The sequence below is a fragment of the Paenibacillus sp. FSL R7-0189 genome (genome assembly GCF_037969925.1).
GTDB lineage: Bacteria > Bacillota > Bacilli > Paenibacillales > Paenibacillaceae > Paenibacillus_AQ > Paenibacillus_AQ odorifer.
On sequence record NZ_CP150223.1, the window covers coordinates 625,068 to 637,991 of the forward strand.

Sequence of the window (12,924 nt, forward strand, 5' to 3'; positions counted from 1 at the left end):
TTTATACCTTCTTCGCCGCACGTCCTCTTACTTTTAAAGAGCTTCATTATTATGGCTTAGCTCTCTATAGCGGCTTGGGGTTATTCCCTCTTGTTTCTTAAAAATCCGGTTAAAATAGCTATGCTGATAACCCACCTGTTCAGCTACATCGTTAATTCGCAGCGAGGTATCACGCAGCAGCTCCTTGGCTTTATCAAGCCGTAATTCGGTCAGATAATCGATGAAATTTTTCCCGGTGACCCGTTTGAATGATTTACTCAGTAAAAATGGGCTGATCCCTGTATAATCCGCACATCCATCCAGCGAAATATTATCCATATAATGCTCATTGATATACATCATGGCATGCTCAATCGTCCGTTTGATTCCGGCATCAGAACGCTCGCTCAGCTCCGTCAGATACGGTGCGACTACCTTTTCCTGAAACCAGGCAAGGATAAGCTTCGGCTCATGAATTTGCGACAGTGCCGCGTACAGATTAGCCCCTTTGAACAGTTGGTTTGGATGAATGCCTGAGACCATAATGGCGTGCTGAATACTGCCTAACAAATGAAGCATGCCCTGCTGCACATCAATCACTTTTGCCCCATTGGCACACAGTGCCTCCAGAAATTCCTCCAACAGCCGGTAAGCCTCTTCCGCTTCTCCTGTGCGCAGGGCCTGAATCATTCCGCGCTCCAAAGTGAACGAATATTGCGGTTCTGGCGTACTTTGCCCCTCACGATCCAGTAGCTCCATATTAATAATCTGGTTCTCACCACCAAACTGGCGATAACTAGCGGCTTGCTTCGCAGCCTCGAACGCTAGCGGAATACCGGATATCCTTCCAACCGGTGCACTAAACGCCACTGTTACCCTCATTTTTAACATGCGATTAATCGTTCCTGTCAGTTCTTCGCTAAAGGCTTGCACCGCTTCCAGCGATGGATTCGCAACGGGTTCGATAAGAAGTAATCCTGCCGTGAGATCATGGAAATTGATAATATCAGCCTGCTTAAAGTGCTCGGCAGACAATTCTCCGATAATATTGACGGCGGCGAATGATACAAGACTTTCATCACCGTTGCGGAACTTCCCCTCCTGGCTGGAGATGCCTGTAAGCTGAATATAAAGAATAATATAATGACAATCCTCTACTTCCCACTTAAAACGCCGCATCCGGCTTTGCAGATCCTGCTCAGAATAAGAATATAAATACCCCTGAAACAGCTGATGCAGGAAGCTTTCCTTCACATGTGGAAGCTGCTCGGAAAGAGTGTACTTCAGGGCATGGCTCTCCCCGTGCAAGTTCTGCCAATGCCGTTCAATCAGAATGAACTCATCCTCCCTACTCGCAGCCGCCGCTTGGTCAGGCAACAAAGTCTGCAGCAACCGTCCTATCGGTGAATAGATTTTGCGGGAAGCAAACCAAGACAGAATCGCCGCCAGCAGCAAAGCACTAAAGCTAACTAAAAATATCAGTCTCGAAATGAAGACGACAGGTGAAGTTATGCTGGTTATCGGTGAAGCGGACACATAGAGCCAATCTGCGGAGAGTCGGGAAAACTCACCATAAGTCACTGCATATGTAGCCTTACCCCAGTCGAAGAGAAAAGAGGACTCAAGATTTGACTCAAGATTTGACTCATGGTTCGCGCCCCGTTCCACAAGCTCATTATGCAATGCGGTAAGTAAGGGAGAATCCTCGGCACTGTCTCCAGCAGATACGTACAAATCCCCCGTCGTCTGCAGCAAAAATGTCTCGCCGCTATTATAAGGTGTCATAGTTCGTAGCATCGCAGCTACTTTCTCCGTATCCATGCGGAGCAAAAGAGCCCCGAAGGGCTTCAAGCTTCCGCCCGGAATATGATGGACAAGCGTTAATTCTTTGACATTTGGTTTATTGGGATCGAATGCCCACTGCGTCCAATAAGTGCTTTGTTCAGTTTCAATTAATCTGTCATATTGACCCGATATCGCGCTGGAGTCAATCGTGCCATATTCGGGATTAAATAGTAATGGATGATCTCCTGATAGATAGAGTTCAACGTTACTCGTCATCGTGTTCGAGCCCTGCATCACTACGAGTGTCTTCGTAATATCCCAAGCCCGCTCATGATCCTGAATAAAATCAAGGCCATTCAAGCTGTAATCAAACTTGGGATCAAAGGCCCAATGTGCCAGCATCAGCTCCAGATTGGACAGTTGATCATCAATATTAGCCGCCCGCTGTTCAATCTGCCTGTTATGCATCTGCAGCAGCTCGCTCTCCAGGCGTCCCCCTGCCATCCAGTAGACAAGCGCACCAATAATAAACCCCGGAATGGATGACACCACCAGCATAATGATCAGGTTTTTACGATAATATCGGCCCTTACAGCCTGACCAGCCTTTTGTATAACGCTTCCATTTCGCCACATTTCTCATCACTATGCCCTCACCAGCCGAATCAGATAAATTTGAAGTGCAATCGAACCACATTCGTTTTGCTCCTCAGATCCTTTCCAGCCGGATAAAAGCACTAGGAAGGATCTAGTGGTCAGCCTTAGCGTATAACTCGTTCATTTCCTTAACTAAATCATCTCCACCTGTTTTTCTCCATACATCAAATGCTGATTTCAATTCAGCTTCATCAATTTGTCCTACAATATACTTTATGCGTGCATCATTAATTACATTGTCAAGTTGAGCGCCCTTTTGCGAATATACTGTGGAAATAAAGGCCTCTGCCGGATTAACCACGATCGAAGCTTCATTTGCTTTCTGAACTTCGATTTGTTTAAGCCGCAGCGGTGTCTGAGCTACAGTCTTGGATTTGTCCTCAGGTATAAAGGCCAGAATTTGGTTTAACCCTTCCACTTCTGACTCCAGAAGGACAGTGTCTTTGGAGCGTTCAATAAAACCATCCACCATAGTGTAGTGAGTACCTTCCAAACCAAAACCTAACATCGTTTGTAATTCCGGATTATTGATTTGATCTAGAAAAGCCAGTACCCGTTTCAATTCTTCTTCGCTCTTCACAGATGATTTTGGAATAGCCAGCATGCCCGAGAAACCAGAGGTCGGCAATGTATGTAGCTTGCCATCCGTACCTGTTACGCCCCCGCTTACATCTACATAATGTTTATCCGGTTCGTCTTTGCCTTCTTTTTCTAGCGCAGCGTGAATTTTATCATCCACCCGGGCACCTGTATCGACCACATCGACGATTACTCCTGCCTTATTGTTCACGATCGGATCTGTCCATTTGGCACTATCCATAACTGCGAAGTCGGAGTTGATCAATTTCTCATCATACAGCTTCTTCATGAACTTAAGCGCTTCCAAATATTCTGGATATTCATGCTCAGGCACCAGCTTGCCATCTTGCACGCCCCATTTATTCGGTGTTCCAAACCATAACTTAATGGTATCAAAACCGCTGGCCCACTGGCCGCTCCATTTGACCAGCACCATGCCATAAGTATCCTCTTTACCATTGCCGTCTGGATCTTTTTCCTTGAACGCTTTCAGCATATTGTAGAAATCATCTACCGTCTGCGGTGTTTGCAGCCCCACCTTCTCCAGCCAATCCTTACGGAAAACCATACCGTTACGGCCGAGTACACGCCCCCGATAGATTCCGTAATTCTTCCCATCAATAGCCGAGTTTTTCAGAATAACCGGGTTCGCTTGGCTTAAATTCGGATAATCCTTAAGATAAGGCCCTACTTCCCAGAATGCGCCCGATTTGGCAGCGTTCACAAAACTAGAAGCCTTAACATCCCCCACGTAGATAATAGTCGGCAGTTTCCCAGAAGCTAGCGTAATATTAAATTTATCTGCATAAGATGCGTTCGGGACCCACTCAAAGTGGATTTTTGTGTGGGTCTGTTTCTCCAGTTCAGCAGCAACCGGACTGCCATCCTTCGGATAATTTGTTTTGAATATCGGCAGCATGAGGGTCAGATCCAGCGGGGACTCGCTTTTCTCTTCTCCAGTATTACTACTCCCCTCACTTTTGCTGTTAGAACCTGCAGATTCATCACCTGAGCAACCTGCAACAACAGTTGTAACCATCATAGCCACAAGTAAAGATAACAACCAGCGCTTCTTTTTTACCGAACGATTAGCTTCCATTATTATACCTCCAAATTGGAATAAGTTAAGTTTGCTATCCTTTAACAGAACCCAGCATCACCCCTTTAGCGAAATGTTTTTGCAGGAATGGGTACACACATAAAATTGGTAGAGTACCTACTACAATGACCGCCATTTTAATCGACTGCTCCGGTGGCTGCACAAAGCTCGGATCCATAGAACTCATATCGCCAGCCGCAGATTGGGACAACATTACGATCTGTCGCAGCATCACCTGCAAAGGCCATTTTGTCGGATCCGTAATGTAGAGCAGTGCCGAGAAGAAATTGTTCCAATGTCCCACAGCATAGAACAACGTAAATGTAGCGAGAACCGGTTTGGATAAAGGAAGGACTATCTTCCACAACAAGCCCAGCTCAGAACAACCATCAATACGCGCCGCTTCTTCCATTTCTATAGGCAGCTCCTGAAAAAAGTTTTTGACAATAATCAGGTTAAAGGCGCTAATTGCTCCCGGTAAAATGAGAGAATTGAGCGTATCCAGCAAATGCAGTTCCCGAATGACGAGATAGGTTGGAATCATTCCTCCACCGAAAAGCATCGTAAAAATAACAAGGTTGAGTACCAAATTACGGCCCATCAGATATCGTTTTGCCATCGGATAAGCCATAGTTACCGTGAAGAATAAATTAACGACAGTTCCGATTACCGTAACATAAATAGAAACCCCTATACTGCGCATAATCGTATCTGTTGAAAAGATAAATCGGTAGGCGTCAAATGAAATCGTGGTTGGGATCAGGAATACGGCACGTTTAGTAATTTCCGCATCTGTAGCGAAGGAGCCCGAAACCACAAAGAGGAAAGGGAGAATCGCTACGATTCCAATAATCCCTAAAAATATATAATTGAATATATCAAATGCAGTTCCACCCGTACTCTTGTATTGTTTGGCCACAGCAAGCTTCTCCCTTCTCAATAAAGTCCGGATTCACCAAATTTTTTGGCGATCCAATTCGTCCCGAGCACAAGCGTCACACCGATTATTGATTTGAATAATCCAACAGCCGTACTGTAACTAAAAGCTCCCTGGGTGATTCCCAGTGCGTATACATAGGTATCGAACACCTCCCCTACTTCACGATTAAGAGCATTCATCATTAAATAAATTTGTTCAAAACCGTTATCCAAAATCGTTCCCATCCGAAGAATAAGTAAAATAACGATTGTACTGCGAATAGCAGGCAACGTAATATGCCAAATCTGCCGCCACCTGTTCGCACCGTCTACTACCGCAGCCTCATATTGCTCCACATCTACACCGGCCAGCGCTGCCAGGAATATAATTGTCCCCCAACCGCACTCCTTCCAGATCGTCTGGAGAATAATCAATGGACGGAACCAGTCGGGATTAGCTAGAAAGTCTATTTTCCTGCCTGTAAACGTATACAAAAACTCATTTACAGTCCCGCCTTCCGTAGTTAGAAATACATAGCTCATACTGGCCACAATGACCATGGATATAAAGTGCGGAACATAAATCATCGTTTGTATCGTCTTTTTATAGAAGGAAAGCCGTATTTCGTTTAGAAGCAGTGCCAGAATAATCGGCGCCGGAAAAAAGAAAATCAAATTATAAAAAGATAACAATAACGTATTGCGCAGCAGCATAAAGAAATCGGGATTCTGGAAAAAAACACGAAAATGCTCAAAACCTACCCATTCACTTTTCTGAAAACCAAGAAACGGCTGGTAATTCTTAAAAGCCAACAGTACGCCCCACATCGGAACATATTTGAAAACAAGAAAATAAAGGACTCCAGGGAGCAGCAGAATATATAACCATTTATCACGTTTAAAACGTTTCCATCTTCTTACCCGGATATTTCGATAGGTCTGCGGCTTTGGCTGTTGTTCTGCAGTTCCCGGAACTGTTACGTGCTTCATCCTGTTCACCTCCATTTGTCATGTACAGCTCGCGATTACTGTAGCCATGGATTACTGCAATCACCCTTACTGCGACTCCTATTATGCTGCTAGTGATTTTTTCCAGCAATCGGACTTTTTTGAACGCTCTATATAAGCTAAAAATCCCATTTTATCTAAAAAGTCCAAACCGCGCAAAAGTTTACTATTGCCCGCAAGACCCTAACAACCTATGATTCCAAGTGATGATTTCCAGCAAATGTTTGCCTTAAAGGGGGAGCTGAATTGAAGAACAAGTTATACTATGGTGCTGCTTGGTATCCCGAGCTATGGAGTGAAGAGGTGCTTGAGCAGGACATCCTTCTAATGAAAGAAACGGGGATTAATATCGTACGAATCGGAGAATTCATTTGGTCTGCCTTGGAGCCAGAAGAAGATAAGATTGATATCCGTCCCGTCGTGAAATATATCGAAAGGTTACATAGAAACGGAATTGACACAGTAATGTGTACGCCGACACCTACACCCCCCATTTGGCTTACCCATGGACATCCTGAGCGCTGTTATGTGGATGAGAGCGGAACGGTAATGGGACATGGAGCACGGCAGCATATCTGTACGAACAATCCTTATTTTCGTGAGCGGGCTGCCATCATTACGGAGCATATTGCCAAGGAGACCGGAGCACTTCCGGGGTTAACCGCCTGGCAGCTCGATAACGAATTCAAAGCGCATGTGGCGGAGTGCATGTGTGAGACCTGTAAAGGCTTATGGCATATCTGGTTGCAGCAGCGCTACAGCTCCATTGAAAAGTTGAATGAGGCATGGGGAACAGCTGTCTGGAGCCAAACTTATCAACGTTTTGATCAGGTGCCACAGCCAGGACCCGCACCTTTCCTCCACAATTCATCTCTGCGGACGATGTACCGCTTATTTTCAATGGAAAAAATCGCTGAATTCGCCGATGAGCAGGCTGATATTATCCGCCGCCACTCCTCTGCACCAATTACCCACAACAGCAGTGTCGCTTTTCATCTAGATAATAAGCGGCTATTTCAGAATCTCGACTTTGCCGCCTACGACACTTATGCCTCACAGGAAAATATGCATGCTTATCTGCTTAACTGTGATCTATGGCGAAATTTCAAGCCGGGAAAAGATTTCTGGATAATGGAGACAGGACCCTCGTTTGCCGCATCTCTAGTAAGTTTTGGTGTGCCACATCCGAACGGATATCTGAAGGCAGAAGCGGTTGCCGCCTATGCGCTGGGTGCAGGTGCATTTTGCTATTGGCTCTGGCGCCAGCATACTTCCGGAAGTGAACAAACACATAGCTCGATCCTTAGTGCCTGGGGAGAACCCGCTCTAGGGTACGATAATGTGCTGGAGGCCAATCAAGCACGGCAAGAAATTGAACAAATTATGCTCTCCACCCGGCCCCTTCGGGCAGATGTTGCGATTACCTATTCGGACAGAACCAAAGCTTATCTCGCAACTGAACCTCATCGAAAGCTAAATTATCGTAGTCTGCTGGGCGATTTCTACAAAAGAATTCTACATATGGGTATTCACCGGGATCTGCTGCCCGAAGGCGGTGACTTAACCGGATACAAGCTGTTATTCACTCCATTCGTACATTATTTGTCCCCCGAGTATGTGGAAAGTGCGCTGGCCTTCACAGCAGCTGGCGGGATTTGGATTGTCGGTCCTCTTACCGGAGGACGAACGAAGGAGCATACCCTTCATAGGAATGCCGGACTTGGGGAATTGGAGCGATTAGCAGGAGTCAAAACTAAGTTTATCTATCCGCTGGAATTAACAGGCACGATTGGACACGCTTTTGGGGTATCTGCTCCCTTGTCCATGTGGAGTTCTGTTTTTGAACCCGTTTCAGAGTCCGCTTCCAGTCTCGGAATGATTACGGAGGGGGTGACGCCGGGTTTGTCCTTCCTGACGGAGCAGCCTTACGGACAAGGTACTATTGTTATGCTGGGTTCAATGCCTGCCGGTGAAGAAGGTGACCTAATGTTATGTAAACTTATTGATCATTATGCAGAACGTACTGGTGTTACCGTACGCAGTGATGTCACTAAGGGAACCCTTGTCTGCCCTAGAAGCAATGACCAAGGTGCCGAAGTGTGGACCATTGTAAATATGGATGGACACGGGGGAAGTCTCACACTCCCGCGGGACGGACATGATGTTCTCTCAGGCAAATCCGTGGCCTGCGGCCCCCTCTCCCTTGGTGCATATGAGTACAGAGTAATCCGGTTATAAATACTTATCCTTACAGCATAAAAAGCCGCTAACTCCTTGGTCACCCAAGCGGTTAGCGGCTTCATTTCCGTTATTTTAACTTTTAATAACGCCTTTTTTAAGAATAACATTCCCATACAATGCTTCTTCACCAGTAACTATAACCGCATAACTTTGCTTAGAACGGTTATAGAAATCAAAACGTTCCTCATGTTTAATCGTCGCTTCAGCATCATGTTTGGCAATGATAGTCTCGTATGTGGACCAGATGACCGGTACAGTTGGATCTCCAGCCACCACTGCCATAAAAGCCACCTGTTGCTCTGCATAATGATCCAGAGGTAACAACTCTAAGATGGCATCCAGCAGGTCAGGAATACCGATGCCATCATATCTCAGTACCCTCGGATTCAACGAATGTCCGGGATAATTCGCATCAGCCAATACAAGCTCATCCCCATGACCCATTTCCATCAGAATGCGCACCAGCTCCGGAGACAGCAGCTTAGGAATTCCTTTTAACATAAGGCACCTCTTTACTTCCCATAAAATGATCGCAACGCTACCAGCTCATCAATCCGATGCTGCGGCAATTCTCTCTCCCCGCCAATCATCCGGGTAATGAAGGTGAGCTTGGCGGTATACTCAAGCCGCTCCATGTTCAGATATGCTTCCATAACATCTTCTCCCCAAGTAAGGGCTCCATGATTCTCGAGCAGGACCGCAGTTTTTTTGCCCAGGAAAGGCATCAGTGAATCTGGAATTTCTTCCGTCGATGGTGTTCCATATTCCGCCAATGGAATATCTCCGATCATGATCACCGACTCTGGCATCATCATCTTGTCGAGCGCCTCACCTTTTATGGCAAATGCAGTAGCATACGGGGGATGTGCATGGACCACACCCTTCATCTCTGGCAGCTCATTATAAATTCTTAGATGCATTTTCGCTTCCGTTGAGGGTCTGTAGCCTTCAGCTGCTTCAAGGACTTCACCTTGCAAATTCACTTTCACAAGCATATGAGGCTCTAAATATCCCTTACTCACCGCTCTGGGGGTAGTCAGAATTACATTCTCTGATAAGCGAGCAGAAATATTCCCATCATTAGCCGCGATAAAATCTTTATTAAACAGGTTTCTCCCGATATCACAAATCTGCAAACGTAATTTTTGTTCCAATGTATCCATAGGGTTTCTCTCCTCGTATCCTATTTTTCACAAACCTTCACCAAAGAAGGCTGATATGTCTTAAAGGCAAAAGATCTTTCCACTACCTGCTTGCCCTCGGAGATTTCCAATTCCCCTAGGGCAGCCAGTTGAATAATTATATTGCCAATTGCACTAGCTTCCACAGGCCCTGCTACAACTTTTCTCCCCGTAATATTAGCGGTAAGCTGACAGAGCAGTTCATTCTGAATCCCACCACCGACCATATGAATGATATTGATTTTTTTGCCGGTGATCTCTTCCATTTCGTTAATCGTATGGCGATAGGACTCTGCTAAGCTCTCAAGTATGACGCGAATAATCTCAGCTTTCGTGTAGGGGGCTTGCTGGCCTGTTCGTTCGCAATATTCTCTAATCCGTTGGGTCATCACACCGGGTGTACTAAACAGTTCATCATTCGGATCAATAATTGCTGGGGCATGATTTATGGTTTCAGCTAGCTCAACCATTTGGCCTTGGCTGACGTATTTTCCCGCTTCTGCCCAATTCCTTTGCAGCTCCTGCAAAATCCATAGTCCCGTTATATTTTTGAGCAAACGATTAGATTGGCCGTAACACTGCTCATTTGTGAATCCGTATTCATAGCTTTTCTCTGTAATGACAGCTTTAGGCGTCTCCATGCCCACTAACGACCATGTACCACAGCTAATAAATGCTGCATCATCCTTTAGAGAATAAGGAATAGACGCTACTGCTGAAGCCGTATCATGAGAAGCACCCGCAATTACCTCCATTGAACCTACGCTAAGCTCCTCTTGAATTACCGGAAGGATAGAACCAATAACCGTTCCCGCTTGAACCCGTTGTGGCACTAGACCAACCGGAATATTAAGCCTGCTGAATACTTCAGTGGAGACTTCACCAGATACAGCATCCATTAAGCCACTTGTACTCCAAATCGTGCTTTCTGCTGCCGCGATACCAGAGAATAAATAGTGGAACAGGTCTGGCATCATTAAAATAGTATCTGCGACCTCTAGCAGAGAATCATTATCCTGAAAATCAGCAAACAGCTGATAAACCGTATTAATCAAGCTCGGTTGAATACCTGTAATGCTAAATTGCTCCCTTGGTGGAAGCAGCGCCTCCAACCCTAGACGATGGCTTCCCATTCTCCTATCCCTATAATGATGGGAGGAATAGAGCAACATCCCTCTTTTATCAATAAAACCGTAATCGACTCCCCAAGTATCCACGCTTAGAGACCTCAATTTTCCATGCGCCCTATAAGCTCTCTGGATTCCTTTTTTCATTTCGTGGAAGAGCTTCAAAACATCCCAATACAAATGCCCGCCAACATACACCGGCGTATTAGCAAACCGATGAATTTCTTCCATGCGAAGGGTGTTACCGTCATACAATCCCAACATCACTCTTCCGGAACTGGCGCCAAGATCCATAGCCAGAAGCTTAATCGTATCACCCATTTCAAGCACACCTGCTCCACAAGAAGATTTTAATATAGCGGTCCGAAATTCTGACAGGCTCTGTAATCTGCTCCTTCCAGATTCTCCGTCCCAAATAACGACCACACCCGTGGCCTGAAAATACGTGATTCCTCAACGTTATGCATACTTACTGGAATACGCAAAATCGACGCCAGCGTAATCAGATCCGCCCCGATATGGCCATAACTGATCGCCCCATGATTGGCGCCCCAATTATTCATGACATCATATACCGATTGGAATGAACCACTGTTAGTTAGCTTAGGAGCGAACCAGGTCGTCGGCCATGTCGGATCTGTTCTCTGATCCAAAGTATGATGAACCTCTTCAGGCAGCTCTACGGTGTGACCTTCAACAAGCTGAAGAACAGGTCCAAGCCCCTTCACCAGGTTCAAACGAGCCATAGTAACCGGCATTCCGCCTTGGGTTAAATAATCGGTAGAGAAGCCGCCTCCCCGGAAATATTCTTGAGAAGCAGGCCGGAATTGTGTATTGCTTAGACAAGCCTTAGCCTCTTCGTCTGTAATCTCCCAAAAAGGTTTGATTGCAGGCTTACCCTCTATCCTTTGCTCACCTGTGCCATCAAGCGCAGCCGAACCAGAGTTGATCAGATGCAGTATTCCGTGAGCTGCTTCTCCCTCCAATTGATGACCCGTCACTCGCTTCACAGCATCAGGACTCCAGAAGGTCCGGACATCAGCAAAGATTTGTGCCGTATTCGTAAGCAAATAATTGAACAGCATCGTTACCCCATTCAGGCTGTCATTCTCTGTCGCTACGAGATAAGGAGCACGTTTGCCGTTCCAGTCAAAAGAAGAATTCAACATCGTCTCCATGAAATCGCCGTTAGGGAAATGGTCCGTCCATTGTCGCTGGCCTTGGAAACCGCCAACAATCGCATTGTGGCCGTTAGCTTCCTCCGCAAAACCAAGCTCAGCGAGAACCGGATTGCCGATCATCAGGTCGCGGGCGATCAATGTCATTTTCACACAGGTCTCCCACTGCTTCTCTTTCTCTTCTGCACTGATTTGCAGATGCTGCGGATTATTATCGGCGCCAACTTGGCAGTTTTCTTTAGTCCACGCAAGCGCCCGCTTAAATTCCTCTTTATCATAAATCTCTTCTTCAAAGCGCCGGACATATTCAGACATATCGATATATTCATTGCGCATGCCCAGATACTCTTGGAAAAATTGTTCATTCACAATGGAACCCGCAATCCCCATCGAAACAGAACCCATAGATAAATATGATTTTCCCTTCATTTGAGCAACTGCTAAGCCTGCTCTAGCAAACTGTAGCAATTTAGACTGCACATCCGCTGGAATCTCTTCACTGCTAGACTCTTGAACCTCTTCACCATAGATACCAAACGCAGGAATTCCCTTTTGAGCATACGCAGAGAGAACAGCAGCTAGATACACAGCACCCGGCCGTTCCGTTCCGTTAAATCCCCACACGGCATGCGGAATGGATGAATCCATATCCATTGTCTCTGAGCCATAACACCAGCAAGGCGTCACGGTGATCGACACCCCTACGTTAGCCCCGGAGAATTTCTGAGCCGCAGCAGCAGCTTCTTTAACACCACCGATCGTAGAATCGGCGATGATGCACTCTACAGGACTTCCATTCGGATACCTTAAATTCGCTTCAATAAACTTAGCCACCCGCTGAGCCATGCCCATCGTTTGCTCTTCCAGTGATTCACGAACGCCTCTTCTTCTGCCATCAATGGTTGGGCGGATACCAATTTTCGGATAGTTTTCTATCAATGCCGTTCCTCCTCAAGATCATCTTAGAGTCATCGTTAATAGATCTATTTCTCCTTCATCATAAAATCTGCAAGCGCTTTAGTCAACACAAAACAACATATTACCTAAACAAAAGTGTGGTTTTATGTGATATAATTATTATATATTGTGGTTTTATGTGAATATGTAATTATTTTTAGATTTAAACAACAATGTAGTACACTAGAAAGCAGACGATTTATATATAAAGGTGAG

9 protein-coding genes are annotated in these 12,924 nt (G+C 45.7%); 1 reads left to right on the forward strand and 8 read right to left on the reverse strand.

The window, feature by feature from the left end; all coding sequences use genetic code 11:
- Window positions 1-33: 33 nt before the first annotated feature.
- From MKY63_RS02705 to MKY63_RS02720, 4 genes are read right to left on the reverse strand one after another with little or no spacing between them, the layout of a single operon-like run.
- The gene (locus MKY63_RS02705) at window positions 34-2,460 is read right to left on the reverse strand and encodes a helix-turn-helix domain-containing protein (RefSeq protein ID WP_081388181.1); all 2,427 of its coding nucleotides are present in this window, start codon (window positions 2,458-2,460) and stop codon (window positions 34-36) included.
- Between the two features lie 51 nt (window positions 2,461-2,511).
- Window positions 2,512-4,098: an extracellular solute-binding protein gene (locus tag MKY63_RS02710; RefSeq protein WP_076215887.1), complete on the reverse strand. Its 1,587-nt coding sequence runs from the start codon at window positions 4,096-4,098 to the stop codon at window positions 2,512-2,514.
- Window positions 4,099-4,132: 34 nt separating this feature from the next.
- Complete coding sequence (locus tag MKY63_RS02715) at window positions 4,133-5,017, reverse strand: carbohydrate ABC transporter permease (RefSeq protein WP_076130713.1); 885 nt, start codon at window positions 5,015-5,017, stop codon at window positions 4,133-4,135.
- A gap of 17 nt (window positions 5,018-5,034) precedes the next feature.
- Window positions 5,035-6,006 (reverse strand): sugar ABC transporter permease, encoded by a 972-nt coding sequence (locus MKY63_RS02720; protein ID WP_036675672.1) that lies wholly within the window; start codon window positions 6,004-6,006, stop codon window positions 5,035-5,037.
- 264 nt (window positions 6,007-6,270) lie between these two features.
- Between MKY63_RS02720 and MKY63_RS02725 the strand changes: the two genes are divergently transcribed.
- A complete protein-coding gene (locus MKY63_RS02725) occupies window positions 6,271-8,262 on the forward strand; it encodes a beta-galactosidase (protein WP_076215884.1) in 1,992 nt (663 codons plus the stop codon).
- Between the two features lie 75 nt (window positions 8,263-8,337).
- Here MKY63_RS02725 and fucU read toward each other — a convergent pair whose 3' ends face one another.
- From fucU to MKY63_RS02745, 4 genes are read right to left on the reverse strand one after another with little or no spacing between them, the layout of a single operon-like run.
- Complete coding sequence (gene fucU, locus MKY63_RS02730; protein ID WP_036675675.1) at window positions 8,338-8,766, reverse strand: L-fucose mutarotase; 429 nt, start codon at window positions 8,764-8,766, stop codon at window positions 8,338-8,340.
- Window positions 8,767-8,777: 11 nt separating this feature from the next.
- The gene (locus MKY63_RS02735; protein WP_038569477.1) at window positions 8,778-9,428 is read right to left on the reverse strand and encodes a class II aldolase/adducin family protein; all 651 of its coding nucleotides are present in this window, start codon (window positions 9,426-9,428) and stop codon (window positions 8,778-8,780) included.
- Between the two features lie 20 nt (window positions 9,429-9,448).
- On the reverse strand, window positions 9,449-10,894 hold the full coding sequence (locus MKY63_RS02740) for a rhamnulokinase family protein (RefSeq protein WP_076215880.1): 1,446 nt from the start codon (window positions 10,892-10,894) through the stop codon (window positions 9,449-9,451).
- 29 nt (window positions 10,895-10,923) lie between these two features.
- Window positions 10,924-12,690, reverse strand: coding sequence for an L-fucose isomerase (locus MKY63_RS02745; protein ID WP_076215876.1), 1,767 nt, complete (start codon window positions 12,688-12,690; stop codon window positions 10,924-10,926).
- Window positions 12,691-12,924 lie beyond the last annotated feature (234 nt).

Coding starts and splice junctions, on each gene's coding strand:
- MKY63_RS02705 (WP_081388181.1), bottom strand. CDS start 2,460: ATGTGGTTCGATTGCACTTCAAATTTATCTGATTCGGCTGGTGAGGGC.
- MKY63_RS02710 (WP_076215887.1), bottom strand. CDS start 4,098: ATGGAAGCTAATCGTTCGGTAAAAAAGAAGCGCTGGTTGTTATCTTTA.
- MKY63_RS02720 (WP_036675672.1), bottom strand. CDS start 6,006: ATGAAGCACGTAACAGTTCCGGGAACTGCAGAACAACAGCCAAAGCCG.
- fucU (WP_036675675.1), bottom strand. CDS start 8,766: ATGTTAAAAGGAATTCCTAAGCTGCTGTCTCCGGAGCTGGTGCGCATT.
- MKY63_RS02735 (WP_038569477.1), bottom strand. CDS start 9,428: ATGGATACATTGGAACAAAAATTACGTTTGCAGATTTGTGATATCGGG.
- MKY63_RS02740 (WP_076215880.1), bottom strand. CDS start 10,894: ATGGGTGATACGATTAAGCTTCTGGCTATGGATCTTGGCGCCAGTTCC.